At 68.5% G+C, this 18,419-nt stretch carries 16 protein-coding genes, 4 tRNA genes and 1 other RNA gene; 14 read left to right on the top strand and 7 right to left on the bottom strand.

Annotated elements, in window-relative coordinates:
* Nucleotides 1–350 precede the first annotated feature (350 nt).
* The 8 genes from OG446_RS19655 to OG446_RS19620 all read left to right on the top strand — a co-directional run bounded on the left by OG446_RS19655 (nt 351) and on the right by OG446_RS19620 (nt 5,027).
* Complete coding sequence (locus tag OG446_RS19655; RefSeq protein WP_328895280.1) at nt 351–686, top strand: histone-like nucleoid-structuring protein Lsr2; 336 nt, start codon at nt 351–353, stop codon at nt 684–686.
* A gap of 165 nt (nt 687–851) precedes the next feature.
* Nucleotides 852–923: transfer RNA gene (locus OG446_RS19650), tRNA-Gly, on the top strand.
* Nucleotides 924–1,003: 80 nt separating this feature from the next.
* Nucleotides 1,004–1,076 (top strand) — tRNA-Gly (locus OG446_RS19645).
* A gap of 188 nt (nt 1,077–1,264) precedes the next feature.
* A complete protein-coding gene (locus OG446_RS19640) occupies nt 1,265–2,209 on the top strand; it encodes an ABC transporter ATP-binding protein (RefSeq protein WP_328895279.1) in 945 nt (314 codons plus the stop codon).
* The gene (locus tag OG446_RS19635) at nt 2,206–3,015 is read left to right on the top strand and encodes an ABC transporter permease (protein ID WP_328895278.1); all 810 of its coding nucleotides are present in this window, start codon (nt 2,206–2,208) and stop codon (nt 3,013–3,015) included. The genes OG446_RS19640 and OG446_RS19635 overlap by 4 nt, the downstream gene beginning before the upstream one ends.
* A gap of 19 nt (nt 3,016–3,034) precedes the next feature.
* Nucleotides 3,035–4,324 carry a sensor histidine kinase gene (locus tag OG446_RS19630; RefSeq protein ID WP_328895277.1) on the top strand — a complete coding sequence of 430 codons (1,290 nt, stop codon included), beginning with the start codon at nt 3,035–3,037 and terminating at the stop codon, nt 4,322–4,324.
* Nucleotides 4,321–4,932 (top strand): response regulator transcription factor, encoded by a 612-nt coding sequence (locus OG446_RS19625; RefSeq protein ID WP_219568699.1) that lies wholly within the window; start codon nt 4,321–4,323, stop codon nt 4,930–4,932. Before OG446_RS19630 ends, OG446_RS19625 begins: the two co-directional genes overlap by 4 nt.
* Nucleotides 4,933–4,954: 22 nt before the next feature.
* Nucleotides 4,955–5,027, top strand: a tRNA-Gly gene (locus tag OG446_RS19620).
* Nucleotides 5,028–5,086: 59 nt separating this feature from the next.
* Here the strand turns inward: OG446_RS19620 and OG446_RS19615 are convergent.
* From OG446_RS19615 to ffs, 6 genes are all read right to left on the bottom strand, one after another.
* Complete coding sequence (locus OG446_RS19615; RefSeq protein WP_328895276.1) at nt 5,087–6,001, bottom strand: phosphoribosylaminoimidazolesuccinocarboxamide synthase; 915 nt, start codon at nt 5,999–6,001, stop codon at nt 5,087–5,089.
* Between the two features lie 115 nt (nt 6,002–6,116).
* Entirely contained in the window at nt 6,117–7,580 is a 1,464-nt protein-coding gene (locus OG446_RS19610; RefSeq protein ID WP_328895275.1) for a N,N-dimethylformamidase beta subunit family domain-containing protein, read from the bottom strand.
* A gap of 180 nt (nt 7,581–7,760) precedes the next feature.
* Nucleotides 7,761–9,494: a hypothetical protein gene (locus OG446_RS19605; protein ID WP_328895274.1), complete on the bottom strand. Its 1,734-nt coding sequence runs from the start codon at nt 9,492–9,494 to the stop codon at nt 7,761–7,763.
* 281 nt (nt 9,495–9,775) lie between these two features.
* Nucleotides 9,776–11,026 (bottom strand): phosphoribosylamine--glycine ligase, encoded by a 1,251-nt coding sequence (gene purD / locus OG446_RS19600; protein ID WP_328895273.1) that lies wholly within the window; start codon nt 11,024–11,026, stop codon nt 9,776–9,778.
* 160 nt (nt 11,027–11,186) lie between these two features.
* Nucleotides 11,187–13,376: a DNA polymerase III subunit gamma and tau gene (locus OG446_RS19595; RefSeq protein ID WP_328895272.1), complete on the bottom strand. Its 2,190-nt coding sequence runs from the start codon at nt 13,374–13,376 to the stop codon at nt 11,187–11,189.
* A gap of 181 nt (nt 13,377–13,557) precedes the next feature.
* An RNA gene (gene ffs / locus OG446_RS19590) (signal recognition particle sRNA small type) lies at nt 13,558–13,652 on the bottom strand.
* Between the two features lie 133 nt (nt 13,653–13,785).
* On the opposite strand from ffs, the gene OG446_RS19585 reads away from it, so the two are divergent.
* From OG446_RS19585 to OG446_RS19560, 6 genes are all read left to right on the top strand, one after another.
* Nucleotides 13,786–13,873 (top strand) — tRNA-Ser (locus OG446_RS19585).
* 602 nt (nt 13,874–14,475) lie between these two features.
* Nucleotides 14,476–15,354, top strand: coding sequence for a hypothetical protein (locus OG446_RS19580; protein WP_328895271.1), 879 nt, complete (start codon nt 14,476–14,478; stop codon nt 15,352–15,354).
* Nucleotides 15,355–15,409: 55 nt separating this feature from the next.
* Nucleotides 15,410–17,194 (top strand): ATP-binding protein, encoded by a 1,785-nt coding sequence (locus tag OG446_RS19575; protein ID WP_443050277.1) that lies wholly within the window; start codon nt 15,410–15,412, stop codon nt 17,192–17,194.
* Nucleotides 17,191–17,484 carry a hypothetical protein gene (locus tag OG446_RS19570; RefSeq protein WP_328895269.1) on the top strand — a complete coding sequence of 98 codons (294 nt, stop codon included), beginning with the start codon at nt 17,191–17,193 and terminating at the stop codon, nt 17,482–17,484. Before OG446_RS19575 ends, OG446_RS19570 begins: the two co-directional genes overlap by 4 nt.
* Nucleotides 17,481–17,948 (top strand): RipA family octameric membrane protein, encoded by a 468-nt coding sequence (locus OG446_RS19565; protein ID WP_328895268.1) that lies wholly within the window; start codon nt 17,481–17,483, stop codon nt 17,946–17,948. Before OG446_RS19570 ends, OG446_RS19565 begins: the two co-directional genes overlap by 4 nt.
* Nucleotides 17,945–18,247, top strand: coding sequence for a DUF7701 domain-containing protein (locus tag OG446_RS19560; RefSeq protein WP_328895267.1), 303 nt, complete (start codon nt 17,945–17,947; stop codon nt 18,245–18,247). Before OG446_RS19565 ends, OG446_RS19560 begins: the two co-directional genes overlap by 4 nt.
* On the opposite strand, the gene OG446_RS19555 is transcribed toward OG446_RS19560, so the two are convergent.
* The gene (locus OG446_RS19555; RefSeq protein WP_328895266.1) at nt 18,220–18,417 is read right to left on the bottom strand and encodes a hypothetical protein; all 198 of its coding nucleotides are present in this window, start codon (nt 18,415–18,417) and stop codon (nt 18,220–18,222) included. The two genes, OG446_RS19560 and OG446_RS19555, sit on opposite strands and share 28 nt — an antisense overlap.
* Nucleotides 18,418–18,419: the final 2 nt, after the last annotated feature.

The raw sequence follows: 18,419 nt of genomic DNA, 5'->3' as shown, positions 1-18,419 counted from the left end.
CCCCGCGGGTCCACTCAGCGTACCTGGCCGGAAATTCTACGCGGGTAGATATCGAGCGGGTCACATCACACCGGGATGCGGACCACATCACGCCGGGATATCGGGCGTGACAACAGGCGCGAAAAATCCTGCAACAAAAATCCCCACCAGCGGCACGCAAATCAGGTTGACACGCGCAGGTAATTGGGCGGGCTTCACAATGCAGGGCCCACCGCTGTACAAATGATTACCGGGGAAAGCAACATAGCCCCTAAACGGCCGACACCGGTCGGCCCGCATCCGCGCTCGCAGCCGGAAGGCCGGCATCCACGCATGTCAGGCGAGGGTGCCGTAGGAAAGGACCGATATCCGTGGCTCAGCGCGTAGTGGTCACGCTCTCCGACGACATCGACGGGGGAGCAGCGGCGGAAACGGTCACCTTCGCCCTGGACGGGAAGTCGTACGAGATCGACCTGAATCCCTCCAATGCAAAGAAGCTGCGCAAGGTCCTGGCGCCGTACATGGCGGCCGGCCGGAAGCAGACAAACGCAGGCAAGCACGGCAAGGTTCCCGTCTCGTACCGGCACACCTCGCTCGCGCCCGATCCGGCGGCCGTCCGCGCCTGGGCACGCTCGCACCGGATGGAGGTGCCGGCCCGGGGCCGGATCCCCAAGAAGGTCTACGAGGCGTTCCAGGAAGCAAGTTGAGCGGACGCGCGGTGCCGGCCGACCGGTCGGCGGGCATCGGACCGCCCGTCACCGGCCATGCGGGCGACACCCCGCGGGAGCCGACTTGCGCGACACCCCCGCAGGTCGGCTAGAGTCTGGAGCACGCCGAGGGGCAAGGCCGCAAAGCCGAACCTCACGCAGCGTGCGGGTGTAGTTCAGTAGTAGAACATCCCCCTTCCAGGGGGAAGGCGCAGTGTGCAATTCCTGTCACCCGCTCTGCATCACTCTTCCCGACCACTCCAGTGGATCAGGTAGAGTAGTGCTCGCTCCACCGGTGAAAGCCGAGTGGCTGCAATGCGGACGTAGCTCAGTTGGTAGAGCGCAACCTTGCCAAGGTTGAGGTCGCCAGTTCGAACCTGGTCGTCCGCTCTTGATCGAAGGCCCTGGTCGATTTCGACCGGGGCCTTCGTCGTATTCGGGCCTGGGCATATCCCTCCCCTCTTCAGCCGTCTTCACACATGGCGTTTGCCATCAGCCGGCGATACATGACGTTTGTCATGGGCAGTGATGACAGCTCGCACTGCTCCTGGTCCGGTCCGGGCGGAAACGTTGAGTCCATGACCAGCGACGAAATTCCCCAGGCCTGTGTGATCGAGGTGGACGGTGTCCGGCGCAGCTACGCGGGCGGCTTCGAGGCCGTGACCGGCGTCTCGTTCTCCGTGGCACGTGGCGAACTGTTCGCCCTCCTCGGGACGAACGGCGCCGGCAAGACATCCACCGTCGAACTTCTCGAAGGGCTGGCCCGTCCCGACAGCGGCGCGATACGGGTGCTCGGCCACGACCCGTACGCCGATCGCGCCGCTGTCCGGCCGCGGATCGGGGTGATGCTTCAGGAGGGTGGCTTCCCGTCCGACCTGACCGCCGCGGAGACCGTACGGATGTGGGCAGGCTGCACCAGCGGGGCCCGGCCGACTGCCGAGGCTCTGGAACTGGTGGGGCTCGGCCACCGGACCGGGGTCCGGGTCAAGCAGCTCTCCGGTGGCGAGCGGCGACGGCTGGACCTGGCGCTGGCGCTGCTCGGCCGGCCCGAGGTGCTCTTCCTCGACGAACCGACCACCGGCCTGGACGCCGAGGGGCGGCGAGACACCTGGGAGCTGGTGCGGAGGCTCAAGGAGGACGGCATCACCATCCTGCTGACCACGCACTACCTGGAAGAGGCCGAGGCACTCGCCGACCGGCTGGCGATCATGCACCGGGGCCGGATCGTGACCACGGGCACCACCGCCGAGGTGACGGCCGCGCGCCCGGCGCGGATCCGGTTCGAGCTGCCCGTCGGGGTCGCGCCGGGCCAGCTGCCGCTGGGCCTGCGCGCCGCGGCCGAGGGGCGACGGGTCGAAATCCGCACCCATCGGCTCCAGGAGTCGCTGACCGAACTGCTGTGCTGGGCGGCAGAGTCGGACATTCCGCTGACCGGCCTCGACGCCCGGTCCGCCTCACTCGAAGAGGCATTCCTCGATATCGCAAAGTCCGCCGCCGAGACCGAAGGGGTGACCGTCTCATGACGACTGCGGCAACGACCACACCGACCGCGACGGTCCGGACCACGACAACGGCCCGGGGCCGGCTGATAGCTCTCGGCCGGGCCGAAATGACACTGCTCGCCCGTAACAGAACGGCCGTGATCGTCGCGCTGCTGGTGCCCTCGGCCATGATCATGGCGATGAAGTCGACGCTCGAACAGGTGGATCTAGGCGGGACCGGGCTGACGGTCGCCGCAGCCGCGCTCACCGGAGGCATCGGGACGGTACTCATCCAGGCCGTCTACATGAACCTGGTCGCCGCCTACGTGGCCCGGCGCGAGGACCTGGTCCTGAAGCGGCTCCGTACCGGCGAGGTCAGCGACGGCGAGATCCTGACCGGGACCGCGCTGCCCTCGGCCGCTCTGGCCCTGACGCAGTCCGTGCTGATCATCGTGACGGGCGCGGCCTTCTTCGGCGTCACCGCACCGCGACGGCCCGAACTGCTCCTCGCGGGGCTGCTGCTGGCTGTGGTGTTGCTGACCGTGCTGGCCGCGGTCACCTCCATAGTGACGCGCACCGTGCAGACGGCACAGCTCACCACGTTGCCGCTGTTCCTCGTCTCGATGATGGGATCGGGGCTCTTCGTCCCCCTGGAGATATTTCCCGACCCGCTCGCGTCGGCCTGCGAGTTCCTGCCGCTGACCGGCGTGATGACGCTCGTACGTTCGGGCTGGCTGGGCGTCGCCGAGGGCGCTGACCTGCTGGGGGCGGCACTGACCGGACTGGTCTGGACGGCGCTCGCGGTGTTTGCTGTGCAGCGGTGGTTCCGCTGGGATCCCCGACGCTGAGAGAGGTTGTGGCGCGTTGATGCACGTACGGGGATGGCGCCGCAGCTGGCAGGAGCGCAGCAAGCTGGAGCGGATCGATCTGTACTCGCGGATGACCATCTCCTCGATGCCCTGGCTCTTCACCCTGTGCTGGCAGCTGGCCCCCTTCAAGTCGGACATCCGCCATGAACCACTCCCGCTGGCACTGGGCGCGGCTCTGTTCCTGGTGAGCATGGCGCAGTGTCTGCTGAGCAACCGCAATGTGCAGTCGTCGTACGCGCACTACCTCGGTATTTCCGTCTTCCCCGGACGGCGGATGCTGGCACCACTGGCCCTGCTGGTGCTCCAGGTGAGCCTGCTGGCGACGCTGGCCGCGGTGGACGGCGTAGCCGGCGCCGGACTGCTCCTCATGGGCCTGAACACGCCCATGGCATTGGTGATCACGAGGGTGCTCCTGGTTCCGGTCCGCACGTTCATGATCGAGTCGCTCTTCCTCACCGCGTTGACCACCGGCGCACTCGCCGCGGCCGGGGTACGGGGCGGAACCTTGGCCGGCGTCGCGCCGGCCACGCTCTTCGGCTGCGTGCTGGTCCTGATCTCGGTACGTCCCAGCGCATGGAGCCTGAGCGTGATGTGGCAGGCCGAGGATGCCCGGGACGTGCAGGCCAGGCTCGCTGTGGCCGAGGAGCGGCTGCGGTTCGGGCGGGACCTGCACGACGTGATGGGCCGCAATCTCGCGGTGATCGCGCTGAAGAGCGAACTGGCGGTGGAGCTCGCGCAGCGGGGCAGGCCCGAGGCGCTGGACCAGATGGTCGAGGTGCAGCGGATAGCCCGAGCCTCGCAGCAGGAAGTCCGCGACGTCGTACGCGGGTACAGGGAAGCCGATCTGACGACAGAACTGGCCGGGGCTCAAGGGGTGTTGCAGGCAGCGGGCATCAAGTGCGCGGTGACGGGCAGCGACGGTACGGGGCTGCCCGGGCCCGTCCAGTCGGCGCTCGGCTGGGTGGTGCGTGAAGCCGCGACCAATGTCCTGCGGCACGGCGATCCGGGCCGCTGCACCATCCGTCTCGGCGTCACGGCGGACGCGGTGGTGCTGGACGTGGAGAACGACGGGGCGCCTGCGGCAGCTCCGGAGGGAACGGGTTCCGGGCTGGCCGGACTGCGCGAACGGCTCGGTGCACTCGACGGGGCGCTGGAGGCGGGTCCGGCAGCGGACGGCCTGTTCCGGCTGAGCGCGCGGATCCCGCTGGCCCGCGCGGAATCCGCTGACGTCCCGTACGCGGCTGCCGGTGACCGATCGCGTACGGCCCTTCTGGAGGAACGACGATGACCGCGGTACGCGTACTGCTCGCCGATGACGAGCACCTGATCCGGGGCGCGCTCGCCGCCCTGCTCGCGCTTGAGGACGACCTGGTGGTGGTCGCCGAGGCCGCGACCGGCCCCGAGGCACTGGCCATGGCCCGGGCACACCGCCCCGACGTGGTGGTGCTGGATCTGGAGATGCCGGGGGCGGACGGTGTGAGCGTCGCCACATCGATACGGTCCGAACTCCCGGGTTGCAGAACCATGATCGTGACGAGTCATGGCCTCCCGGGTCATCTCAAGAGAGCCCTCGCAGCGGGCGTGCGGGCGTTCGTACCGAAGACGGTCAGCGCGCGACAACTGGCCGGCATCATCCGCACCGTGCATGCCGGAAACCGTTATGTGGACCCGGAGTTGGCGGCCGACGCCATTGCCGCCGGGGACTCGCCACTGACCGTGCGCGAGGCCGAGGTACTGGAACTGGCGGCCGACGGGGCGCCGGTCGCCGAGATCGCGGAACGGGCGTCCTTGTCACAGGGGACGGTACGCAACTACCTCTCGGCGGCGGCCGCGAAGCTCGGGGCGGAGAACCGTCATGCCGCAGTGCGTCTCGCACGCGAGCGGGGATGGGTATAGTAGTCCTCGCGCTTCGGCGCTTGCGGACGTAGCTCAGTTGGTAGAGCGCAACCTTGCCAAGGTTGAGGTCGCCAGTTCGAACCTGGTCGTCCGCTCGGTTCAGCAAGAAGCCCCCGGCCTTTCGGCCGGGGGCTTCTTCGTGTGCCGGGACGCCCTAGTTCCAGGGGGTGCCCGTGAGCAGTTCGTACGCCTCCAGGTACTTGGCGCGGGTCGCGTCCACGATCTCCTGGGGCAGCGCCGGCGGCGGCTGCTCGCTCTTGCGGTCCCAGCCGGAGGCCGGTGAGGTCAGCCAGTCGCGCACGAACTGCTTGTCGTACGACGGCTGGGCTCGGCCCGGCTCCCAGCCAGCGGCCGGCCAGAAGCGGGAGGAGTCCGGGGTGAGCACCTCGTCCGCGATGATCAGTTCCTCGCCGCCGTCGGCGGTGGGCGCGAAGCCGAACTCGAACTTCGTGTCCGCGAGGATGATCCCGCGCTCGCGGGCAATGTCGCGGGCCCGGCTGTATACGTCCAGGGTCGTGCGGCGCAGCTGCGCGGCGGTCTCGGCTCCGACCTGGCGGGCCACTTCCTCGTAGCTCACGTTCTCGTCGTGATCGCCGACGGCCGCCTTGGTGGCGGGGGTGAAGATCGGCGCCGGCAGCTCGGAGCCGTCGACGAGGCCCTCGGGAAGGGCGAGGCCGCAGACGGTGCGGGACGCGTTGTACTCGACCAGGCCGGAGCCGGTCAGATAGCCGCGGGCGACACACTCGACCGGGACCATCCGCAGCGACTTGCAGATCGTCGTGCGGCCGGCCCAGTCCGCCGGGGCTCCGGCGGGCAGTTCCGTGGACAGGACGTGGTTCGGCACGAGGTCGGCGAGCTGGTCGAACCACCACAGCGAGAGCCGGGTCAGGACGCGGCCCTTGTCCGGGATCTCGGTGGGCAGGACCCAGTCGTACGCGGACATCCGGTCGCTGGCGACCATGACGAGGTCACCCGCCTCGTTCCGGTACAGGTCGCGCACCTTGCCTGTGTGCAGGTGGGTGAGCCCCGGAACCTGCACGGGCTCGGGCTTTTCTACAAATCCGGACACGCTGCCTCCGCGTAGGTTGATCCAGGAGCTGCTCCGATTGTCCCGTATCAGGGTGCGGACAGCCGCGCAGGGGGTGCGGACGCGCTGCCAGGAACGGGTGGGGGCGGCCGTATGGTCAGGCGCGCTTGCAGATGCGGTCGAGGAGGTTGGCGGTCGCCCGCTGGATCCGCGGGTCCACATGGCCGGGGCGGTCCAGGGCCGGAGACCAGGCGAAGGTCCCGGAGGCGAAGACGAGCGCACCCGACGGGGCCCGGTACAGGGAGGTCTCCTGGTGGCGTGTCACCCCGTCGCTGTCCTGGTACGGGGAGTGTGCGAGCAGGATGCGGCTGTCGTGCTCGGGAAGCGTCGTGCGGGGGAAGTAGCGGTCGGCCTCGCCCGCGACCAGGCCGTCGATCTCATCGCCCTCGGTGGCGCCGGTCGCGTCCCAGAGCCAGTGCTCCGCGTTCCGCACGACCAGCGGGTGGGGGTCGGGTACCCGGCCCGCGTACTGGATGCCGAGCAGTTCCTGCTCGGGGCGGTCGAGCTCGCGCCAGAGCGCGGGCTTGCCCGGGCCCCGGCGCTTGCGGCAGCTGAGCAGCCGGTCGGGGACGCCCGAGGGCGACGGCGCGAGGCTGACCTGCCAGTACATGGTGTTGGCGGAGAGGAAGACGAGGGACGTGCCGTTGTCGCGGGCGCGCTCGGCGGTGCGGCGCATGGGCACCGACCAGTACTCGTCATGGCCGGGGAAGACGAGACCCCGGTAGCGCGTCGGGTCGATCCGGCCCGCGTGCAGGTCACGGGTGTCGGCGTAGGCGATGTCGTAGCCGTAGCGCTCGGCCCAGCGGATGAAGTCGTAGGCATGGCCGACGTGGAGCGGAAGCCCGGCGCCCGCGTAAGGGCGGTCGAAGGAGACGGTGACCGCCGCGTCCTCCTCCCCCAGCAGCCGGCCCTGTTCGTCCCAGGCGTGGTAGAGGCTGGCGCCGGTCACACCGTCCTCGGGATAGAGGTTGTACGCCTGCCACGTGATGTCCGGAAGCACCAGCAGCAGGTCGGCCGGGTGGTCGTCGCGGACGGTGAAGGGGATGTGGGAGCGGTGGCCGTCGACCGTGGTGAGCACGGCGACGTACGCGCCGATCGACCAGTACGTCGGGATCTGCAGCCGCCAGGACTGCCACCAGTGGTGGCAGGAGACCGTGCGGTCGGCGGTGAGGGGAGCCGGCTGGACGATGCCGGAGAGCCGCGGGCTCGTGCTGATCTTCGCGGCGCCGTCGCCCCCGTAGTGGCCGATCCGGTAGATGTCCACGGAGAACTGCTGGGGCGGGTCCACGGTGATGTGGAAGTCGATCGCCTCGCCGGGGGCCGCGGCGCCGGTGGAGCTGAATCCCTTGATCTGGCGGCGGACGTCGTCGGCGGTGCGGGTGCCTCCGCCGGTGGAGCCGCGGGGCAGGGTGGGGTCGGCGTACCAGGGCACGACCTGACCGGTGTCGTCGAGGTAGTTCTCACTCCCGCGCAGCCAGGGAAGTGGCCCCTGACCGAAGGGATCGGTGACGGCATGTGCCAGGGCACCCGACTCCCAACGACGAATCTGCTCCGCCCCCATGACGCATCCCTCCCTCAGGCCCCCGGAACAACAGTGGTGCGCCGACTGTCAGCGCCGATCCCCAGCACATCACATAACGCATGCACTCCGTCACCGTTCGTCGCGAATTGACGTGAACGGAACCTGACGTTCCGGGTATCGGGGGCGGTCGGCCTGAACAGCCGTCCGCCTTCACGTGTTTCAGACGAGACGCACGGGCTTGTCGGTACGTACGCCGACCGAGGCGAGCCAGGACCGCAACGGCCCCGCGTCCCCGTCCTCGACCAGGCTGAGGACCGGACTGCCGAGGTCGGCCGGACGTGCACCGTCCACCAGGAGTGCGGGTCCGTCGAGCCAGTCCAGCCCGGGCGCCGCGCCCGCCGTGTCGACCGCGGCGCAGCAGACCATCGCCGCGACATGGTCCGCCAGCAGTTCGGTACCGGTACGGGGCGGCTGGAGCGGGAAGAGCGGGAGCGGATCGGGCCCCCACAGATCCAGCACATCGCCGCCCGCGCCCCCTGCGCCCCCGCTGACCGGCTGCGGGGCCTGTGCCTCGTCCCGGGCCACGGCCGCGCTGACACCGGCCGCGAGCTCCTCAGCGCCGTCCTGGCCCGCGGCGAGGTGCTCGACGACGCGCGCCAGTGTGGGCACCCCCGCGCACGCGGTGTCGGAACCGGTGCCTGCGGCGGGAGGTACACCCATGCTGTCCAGGACCCGGTGCAGCCGGGCCGCCTCGGAACGCCACTTCCGGTCGACGACCTCTTCCGGATACTGCTGCCAGTCCACCGGGGCCCAGTCGGGCCCGGTCTCCGCGGGGCCGCCGTGGAAGAGCCTCGCGGCCAGCAGGGACGCCGCCTCGTCGGCCGCTCCCGGCTCCTCCAGGAGGTCGCATGCGGGACGCTCGCCGAGCCGGGTGGTGAACCCCTCGGCCAGCCGGTCACGGCGGGAGAGCTCGGTGAGGGCGGAGACGACGCCCGCATCCAGCCGGGAGGGCCAGCGCCCCATCCGCCAGGCGGGAAGCGCGACGCGGGTGAGCAGCCGGTCCCAGCCCGCGTAGGCGAGACCGACCTGTTCCTGGGCGACGACCCGCAGCCCGTAGTCCACGGCCTGTGCCCGCGTCGAAGCGGCGGCGGCCACACCCCGCTCCATCTCGGTCGCATGGCCACGGCAACTGCGCAGCAGCAACCGGGCGATCCGGCCAACGAAGCGGCCGGGCAGCCGCAGAACCTTGCGCAGCGCCCCCTGGACGGGTGCCGCCGCATCGGCGACCGCACCGTCCAGCCCGCGGACGAAACGCCGGGCCGCGGCTATGTCGGGGTGGGCGGAGGGTCCTGTGCCGGCCACGACCGGGGCGAGCACCGCCCGTAGCTCGGCGACCCGCATCCACCAGAGGAACGGGGAGCCGATCACCAGCACGGGTGCCGCCTGGACCCGGCGACCGCGCCTCGGCCCAGGGCCCGAACCGTCCGCCGGTCCGCTCCGGTCCCGGTTCGCGGCCTCGCGGGCCGCGCGGTCCGCAGCCGGGTGGGTACGGTCCTCCAGCCAGCTGTCGCAGTCGGGTGTGAGCGCTATGGCCGAGGGCGCGGGCACGCCGAGCCGCTCCGCCAGGTCGCGCACCAGCCGGTAGAGATCCGGCGCGGCCTCCTCGCTGAGCGGGACGGTCGGGCTGACCGCCGGCTTCGCCCGTACGACCGCGATCGCGACGGCCGCGGCGACGAGCAGGACGAGGACGGCACAGGCCGTCACGGCCCAGCGCACCGCGTCCCAGCCGCTGCCCTCGGCGAAGCCCTGTGCGCCCGCGGCGAACAGCACGACGGCGAACGCGGCCGGCAGCAGCGCTACTGCCGTTGCCCTGCTGCGGATGCGCAGCAGCACGAGAGCCCGGGCGCGCGCTGCCTGCGCACCCAGCTCCTCACCTGTACCGGTACCGGACACGGCCGGACGTCACCCCCTCTGCCCCCACGGCGGTGTTGCTCACTCCCCCACTGTGGCACCCGTCACTGACATCGCAATGCCGGTGGGCCAAGTGCCGGAACGCCTGCGCCGCACCCTAGTTGGGGCTTCGGCGGGCGTCATCCGGATGGCTCAGCCGTCACTCGATGGAATGGCTTTGGGTAAAGGTGCTGGCGCGCCGCTGCCCGATGGGCAGCGGCGCGCCAGTGGTTGGCCGGGGCGGTACGGGTCAGGCCTCCGCGGCCCTCTCCGACCGATACGGGTCAGGCCTCCGCGGCCTTCTTGGCGATGTCTGTCCGCAGCTGGGAGCCGTCGAGCCGGATGCGGGCAGCCGCCGTGTAGGCACGCTCACGGGCACCCGCGAGGTCCTTGGCGGTCGCGGTCACGGAGAGCACACGGCCGCCCGCGCTGACGACCTTGTCGCCGTCCTGCCGGGTACCGGCGTGCAGGACGTACGCGTGCGGCGCATCCTGTGCCGCGACCTCGTCGAGCCCCTCGATCGGGTCGCCCGTCCGCGGGGTGTCCGGGTAGTTGTGGGAGGCGATGACCACGGTGACCGCGGCCTCGTCGCGCCACTTCAGCGGGGGCAGCTCGTCCAGGGTCCCGTTGGCGGAGCCGAGCAGGACGCCGGCCAGCGGGGTCTTCAGACGGGCCAGGACCACCTGGGTCTCCGGGTCGCCGAAGCGCGCGTTGAACTCGATGACCCGTACGCCGCGCGAGGTGATCGCGAGGCCCGCGTAGAGCAGCCCGGAGAACGGCGTGCCGCGGCGGCGGAGCTCGTCGACGGTCGGCTGGAGGACCGACTCCATGACCTCGTCGACCAGCTTCGGGTCGGCCCACGGCAGCGGGGAGTACGCGCCCATGCCGCCGGTGTTCGGACCCTCGTCGTTGTCGAGGGCCCGTTTGAAGTCCTGGGCGGGCTGGAGCGGCAGCACGGTGGTGCCGTCGGTGATCGCGAAGAGGCTCACCTCGGGGCCGTCGAGGAACTCCTCGATGACCACGCGGTCACAGGCCAGCGCGTGGGCACGGGCCGCCTCGATGTCGTCGGTGACGACGACGCCCTTGCCGGCGGCGAGGCCGTCGTCCTTGACGACGTACGGGGCGCCGAACGCGTCGAGGGCGGTGTCGATCTCCGCGGGAGTGGTGCAGACGTAGCTGCGGGCAGTCGGGACGCCCGCTCCGGCCATCACGTCCTTGGCGAAGGCCTTGGAACCCTCGAGCTGGGCAGCCTTTCCGGACGGGCCGAAGCAGGGGACGCCGGCGGCGCGCACGGCGTCGGCGACCCCGGCGACAAGCGGTGCCTCCGGGCCGACGACCACCAGCTCGGCGCCCAGTTCGGTGGCGAGGCGCGCGACGGCAGCGCCGTCGAGGGCGTCGACCGGGTGCAGTTCGGCCACCTCTGCGATGCCGGCGTTGCCGGGAGCGCAGTACAGAGCGGTGACGTCGGGGTCGAGGGAGAGAGAGCGGCACAGGGCGTGTTCGCGGGCGCCGCCGCCGATGACGAGGACCTTCACGGGGTGCAGCCTAGCCGCCGGGGCACCGCCCCCTTGACGGACGCCGCTCCTTGGACAAGCAGGGGCCCGGACGGGCGGGGCGAAGGCCACACACGGCAGGGGCCCGGACGGGCGGGGCGGAGGCCGCACGCGGCAGGGGGCCCGCCGCGCGCCCTGCTCGTCACTCGTTGGTGAACTCCTCGACGACCGTGGCGCCCAGTTCGCGGACGATCAGGTCATGGCCTGACAGTGCGGAGTCGACGAGGTCGGGGTCGTCGGCCTCGGGGGTGTCGTCCTCGGGGGCGACCGACCGGGGTGGTTCGGGAGCGGTGTACGACGGGGGTGCGGGTTCCGGGGCGGAGCCGCCGGGCTGCTGCCGCTCCGGCGCGGGCCGGGGCTCGTACTGCTGCGGGGCGGGGGCTGCGGGGCGCTGCGGTGCCGGCGGCGCGGACGCGGAGGGGCGGCCGCCGCCGACCGGCGGGGGCTGTCCGGCGCCGCCCGACGGGTCGACGATCGCCTCGATCTTCCACTGCGCGTTGAACCGCTCGGCCAGGGCCTGCTTCAGCACCTCCTCGCTGCCGCTGCTCGCGAAGTTGTCGCGGGCGCCGGCGTTGAGGAAGCCGATCTGCAGGGTGCTGCCGTCGAAGCCGGTGACCTGGGCGTTCTGGCTGAGCAGGATCCAGGTGAACCGGCGGCGGCCCTTGACCGCCTCCAGGATGTCGGGCCACATGTTGCGCACCTGCGCGGCGCCCTGTGTCGCACCCGGAGCGGGCTCGGCGGCGGGCGCCGGAGCGGCGGCGGGTGTGGTGGGAGCCGGTGCGGGGGCGGCGGCCTGGGGCGCGGGGGCCTGACCCGGGGTGGAGGCGGTGGGCCAGCCTCCGGGGCGCCGGCCCTGCTCGGGCGCGGCGGCGGCGGGCCAGGCGCCGGGCCGCTGTCCGGCCACCGGCGCCTCGGCGGGCGGCGGCTGCACGGGAGCGGGGGCAGGCGCGGGAGCAGCCGGTGCGGGAGCGGCCGGGGGCGCGTCCCCACGCGCAGCCGCACGCGCGGCTGCGGGCCCCGATCCGGCCTCCGGCTGCGCGTAGGCGGGCGGCGCGGGGGCAGCGGCCGGAGGCGCGACCGGGGCGTGTGCCTGCGGTGCGGCCGGGGCGTGTGCCAGTGCCTCGGGCCCGGGCACGTACCCCATCGAGGGCCCCGGCCCGGTGGTGGCGAAGGACGCGCCCCGCTCCAGCCGGTCGAGCCTGGCCTGGAGGGAACGCTCGTCGTCGAAGGCCGCGGGCAGCAGCACCCGGGCGCAGATCAGCTCGACCTGCAGCCGCGGCGAGGTCGCGCCCCGCATCTCCGTCAGTCCCTCGTTCACCAGGTCGGCGGCGCGGCTGAGCTCGGCGGCGCCGAAGACGGACGCCTGGGCCTGCATCCGCTCGACGACGTCGGCCGGTGCGTCGATGAGGCCCTTCTCCCCGGCGTCCGGCACGGCGGCCAGGATCACCAGGTCGCGCAACCGCTCCAGGAGGTCGGCGACGAACCGGCGCGGGTCGTTGCCGCCCTCGATCACCCGGTCCACGACCTCGAAGGCGGCGGCACCGTCGCCCGCCGCGAAGGCGTCCACGATCGAGTCGAGCAGGGAGCCGTCCGTATAACCGAGCAGGGACGTCGCCATGGCGTATGTCACACCGTCGTCGGCGGCGCCGGCCAGCAGCTGGTCCATGACCGACATCGAGTCACGCACGGATCCGGCACCGGCCCGCACGACGAGCGGGAGCACCCCGTCCTCGACGTGGCTGTTCTCCTTGCCGCACACCTCGGCGAGGTACTCACGCAGCGTCCCGGGCGGCACGAGCCGGAACGGGTAGTGATGGGTACGCGACCGGATGGTGCCGATGACCTTCTCGGGCTCCGTGGTCGCGAAGATGAACTTGAGGTGCTCCGGCGGCTCCTCGACCACCTTCAGCAGGGCGTTGAACCCCGCCGAGGTGACCATGTGCGCCTCGTCGATGATGTAGATCTTGTAACGACTCGATGCGGGCCCGAAGAACGCCTTCTCCCGCAGGTCACGGGCATCGTCCACACCACCGTGCGAGGCGGCGTCGATCTCGATCACATCGATCGATCCCGGCCCGTTGCGCGCGAGGTCCTGGCAGGACTGGCACTCCCCGCAGGGCGAGGGCGTGGGCCCCTGCTCACAGTTCAGACAGCGCGCGAGGATGCGCGCGCTGGTCGTCTTGCCACAGCCTCGCGGACCGCTGAACAGGTACGCGTGATTGACCCGGTTGTTCCGCAGGGCCTGCTGCAGCGGGTCAGTGACATGCTCCTGACCGATGACCTCGGCGAACGACTCGGGGCGGTAGCGGCGGTACAGCGCAAGGGACGACACACATACGAGGTTATCGGGGCGGACTGACAACCGGCCCCGGACCGGGCACTCCATCGGCTGCGGGAAACGTCACCCCAGCGATTCCGGACGCTCGAAGCCCAGCCCTCGTCACGCCCGGAAGCCCTCGACCGGAAGCCCTTGCCGCGACCGGAAGTCCTTGCCGTGCACGGGCCCGGACAACACAAGGGCCCCCCACGCACCCGCCAGAGCCAACTTACCCTTGCTGCCTTCCGGCCCTGGGGGAGTTCAGTCAGATAGCGCCACGTGAGGGGCTGACGCCCACCTTAGCCGATCCCCACCCCCGCAAGTCCACCTCCCCCACCCCCGGAGACCCCTCCGGGGCGGACCGGAGAGGTCCGTGGCGGAACGGGTTCGCGAGCACTCCTCAACGTCTTGTATTGTTTGCCGCGGAGGATTCGCCTAGTGGCCTAGGGCGCACGCTTGGAAAGCGTGTTGGGGGCAACCCCTCACGAGTTCGAATCTCGTATCCTCCGCCATTGCTCTCACCGGGCAATACGTTGAAGGGCCCCGCAGCTTGCTGCGGGGCCCTTCGCGTTCCGGCTGCGGTTCCGCCCTACGGACCCACTGACCGGCCCAGGCAGGCGGAGCTCCGGGCAGGCATCACCCCCAAGGCAGCGTTTCGGCCGTAGCGGCGCACCAGCCGGGGAACACCAGATTGACGGACCGACCTCTCACGATGGACAGCCCAGGGCCGCCGCTGCCGCAGCACGCCTCGCTGGGGAGATCCAGGTGCGGCTGCACGAGCGCTGGGAAGGCATGATGGCCCGCGGTCGGGCTCCGTCAGGTAGATGCAAACGCCGTATCCAGTGTGCCAGGCGCCACTGGCCCATCCCTCCACCATAAGAACGACCAATCCGCCGGCCGGCCCGGCAGCCCGAGAGCCGGCCGGCGGAGCCGGTGAGCAGCTCACCGATCTCCCAAAGAGGATCAGCGGCGCCGCTGTGGCAACACCCCTTGACGCTGCCTCCAAGTCTGGCCGCCCCTGCAGTCGTTGGGTGCACGTCCTCCTCTCCCGCGAGACGGTCTCTTCGGTAGGCTCACTGCCAGGGCTCGGAAACTACTGCCACCAGGAGCTTGCATGGCCTTCAGCGCCTCGGTAAGACGCCTGCTCATTTCCTCGCCCGGTGACGTGCCGCGCACGGATTTAACGATCATCCAGCAGTCGATCAACCGTTGGAACGGCGTATACGGTGAGCAATTCGGGTCAATCATCATGCCGATCTCCTGGGGAACTCACGCGGCAGCAGAGTTCGGTCAGCCACCTCAGAAAATCCTGAACCGGCAACTGGTCGATAAGTGCGATGCATGCATCGCAATTTTCGCCAATCGCCTGGGGACTGCTACGAAGCTCCACGAATCGGGTACCGCAGAGGAGATCTCCCGGCTCAATGAGAGTGGAAAATACGTGGCCGTCCTCAGATGTCGCCGTCCTGTAGATGCCACCACGATCGATCTGGCTCAAGCGACGCGCCTGAACGAATATATCGCGGGGATCGAATCATCAGCCCTGATTCTCGACTATGCCAATGATGCCGACCTAGCTCGCCACGTGGAAACAATTCTCGTTGCGGCTGTCTCGCGAGAGGAAGCCAGAAACGACTTTCAATTGCAGAATACCCAAACAGGAGAAGGCTCGACCGCAGAGGTGTGGCCGCACGTCGACTCGGTAGATCGCTCAGGAAAGCGAAATTGGTACCTCGCCCTCAACAACACGGGCGGTGGGCCGGCCCGGGATGTCCGCGTCGAGATCGATGCGGATCCTGCAAATGGCGACCCGTGGGAGATCGCTACCGAACGCACAGGCGACGGTCCCGATCTTGGGGTTCTCGCGCCACGAAGTGAAGTTCACTTCAAAATTTACGCCAGTCTCGCGAGTGCCGCACAAGTCAACTGCACGGTTTCCTGGTCCGATTTCCGGGGAAGGCAGCGGAACACCGCCAGCCTTCGGCTAGCGTAACGACACAGCCACAGCCACAGCCACTACAACACATAGCCTATGGGGGGTGACGTCCATGCTGAAACAAGGCTGGTTCCACTTAGATGGCGATTTCCTGCAGCAGGCCCTTTCCGATTATTCCGGCCAGGAGATCCTGGCATATTTCGACGGACGTCCGCCCACATGGAGCGATATCGTCAATGGAGGACTTCCGCAGCGAGGTGTAACCAAAGCGCTGGCCACGGAACTTATGAACTACTCGCCGAAATCACCTGTAGGACGACTGCGGCTCATCCACGGCGCAAGCGGCGAAGGAAAGACAACGGTCGCCATGCAGTGCGCGGCGGAAATAGCCAGATCTGCACCCGCTTCCTATGTCCTGTGGAGAACTCCAGGAGCAGGCCTCGACACGCAGCTTGTACAATCACTACCTACGGGTAGGCATTACATCCTATTTAGCGACGACGCAGAAGAAATCGCCCGCGACCTATTCGAAGTCGTCAACAAAGTCACGCGTCCAGATATTTCCTATGTCGCAGTTGCTCGCACAATCGATTGGTCTCATGTTCGCGGCGATGCATACCCGTGGGCGACGCATATCGGGTACCGGAAGACCTACCTAACCGGGCTGGACGAGGCTGACGCCGAGTTGGTAGTCGCCGCCTGGAGCCGGCATGGCGAAAAAGGGCTTGGCCGCCTTGCCGAGTGGGAGCACAACGATGCACGGGTCTCAGAACTCCTCAGGGCAATTCGCGAAGAGGCGGCCATAGAGGACGGAGCCCTCCTCGGCGGAATGATTCGTGTTCGCTATGGCGATTACTTCACGGATCGCGTGAGGGACCTGATGAGATCCCTCGCCGCCCAGAGAACCCCTTCAGGTTCTACCTTGTCCAGCGCCTTCCTTTACATCGCGGCTGCACATTTGGCACGCCTGCAGCTCCCACCAAACATTCTCGCAGAAGCACTTGGTGTGCCGACTTCTCGCATCATGAGCGAAGTCGTAATCCCTCTCCGCGACGAGGCAGCAGTCACCATTGCGGGGGGTGGCGTACTAACCCGACACCGGCTGATTGCCGAAGCGTGCATCACTGTCGCAGAGCAGGTTAATGTAAATCTCGCAGAGACATATAGCAGGCTAGTGCAGTCCGCCTTCCGCGTCGGACGGCATCACTTTGTTCGCGATTACGAAAAATACACGAACCTATGCCGCTTCTTCGAGAAATCTCGACCAGAGGTTGCTATTGCCGCAGCAAGAGCGGCCGTAGACGAGGAGAAGAACTCCCTTGGCTACATCCACAACCTCGCGCACATTCTTCGCAAGACAGGTCAGGCCGATGAAGCGGCGTTCATCTCGGAGAAAACATCCAAGATGCTCCCCTCAATGCAGGACAAGAATCTCTCAAACAAAGAGAGAGTATTTTACCGAGAATGGGCGACCACCGAAGGTACCCTCGGGAATCCGGCAGTTTCCATTTGGCTCTCATCGATCTCTCTATCGGATCTGCGCGAGAGTGACTCCCCTGGATCCGGCCACATTGAAACCGCCCTTGCAGCCGTGGGTGGAACCATGGCAACGATGCACCAAAATGTACCGCGGGATGAGTTCGCCACGGGCGTCCGAGCTGCAGAGACACTGGGGCACCTTCTCGACCTCAGCAGAACTGCAAAATCCTTCTTCTCGCGCCAGCGGCGACTGGCAGATGAGTGGGGTACTCCCAAAATGGGCCTCGATGACTGCAAAATCGCCCTCGAGAAGGCGATTACGGCTGCGTGGGCCGTGCGAGAGCGGGATTTGCCACATCTGACCTCAGCACCCAAACTCCGCTTTACGGCCATGTATAAAGATCTAGGAATTGCATGATCTTCAGAATGCGTCGCTCCCTGGCTCACGGCCTGTCGGATAATTCGGAGGATTCAGACAGAGCCCGTGCCGGGATCAAGCGGTCGGATCCTGTCATCTTGGTCTGTGGCAAGCACACGGGCGAGGCGGTCGGGGTAGATATCGAGCTCGGGATCACCCAGGAAAAGCAGGTTGCCTACTGTCTGCTGAACGGGCACTCCGGGAAGAAACCGACCACCACGAAGACGACCGCCCAGGTCTACGACTTGACCTGGGGCAACCTCAAGAAGCTAGTCGGAGGGGCTCGGTGACGACACCGCCGGAATCGAACGTGCGGTCCGAGGTACTGGAGCTCTACAAGCTCGCCGCAGAGATGGCGGACCGGGTATCCGCGCCCCGCGGTATCGCCAACGCCTTCTTCCTGTCCGTGCAGTCAGCGCTGATCACTCTGGTCGCCTTCGGGATTCCCAAGCTCTCGGAATCTCCCTGGTGGGTGTCCCTGGCCGTGGCGCTCGCGGGCATGACCCTGTCCGCTGCGTGGTGGATACAACTTCGCAGCTACCGGGACCTCAACGCCGCGAAGTTCACTGTCATCAACCAGCTGGAGGACCGGCTCCCAGTCAAGATCTTCGCTGACGAATGGGAGGCGCTGAAGAGCGATCCGATTCCCGCCTGGCGCAGACGCTACGCAGAGCTCGGAACGTCCGAGCGCATTGTGCCCTTGGTGTTTGGCGCGGTGCACCTGATCCTCTTTGTGGGCACACTCTCCATGTGACCACCTATCTTGATCAGCTAGCCGACCTGATCCGTTCCTGCCTACCCCCGAGCGCAGAACCTCCTGCGGACTCCGACGATCTATTCCGCATCTACGCCGTATTGCTGGAGGCCAAGGGGGAGCAGGTGGCCGAGGAAGACGTCCACAATGCTTGGTCCGCATGGATGCAATCAGTGGACAGCTCCCATGCGTCGCTGATCCCCTTCCGCGAGCTTGCCCCGGAGAAACGCGCCACCGACGCCCCATACGCCGAGGCCATCCGCAAGGCTGCTCACCTGGCGAAGCGCAACTCGCAGTGAGAGGCAGGCCAGAAGATGCGGCGGAAGATCACGGGCTCGAAGGTATGAAAGCGCATCAGGTTCGTGCCGAACAGCCGCCCCGCCTGGTCCGCCCGCGCCTGGGACACGGGTCCCACCGTGCCCGTCCGGGCGCAGAGAATATCCCCGTCGGACAGGGCGAAGCGCTGCATGC

Origin of the sequence: Streptomyces sp. NBC_00236 (genome assembly GCF_036195045.1) — a bacterium.
Taxonomy (GTDB): domain Bacteria; phylum Actinomycetota; class Actinomycetes; order Streptomycetales; family Streptomycetaceae; genus Streptomyces.
Note: the sequence above shows the minus strand (reverse complement) of the source record. Positions and strands in the feature narration are given on the sequence as shown.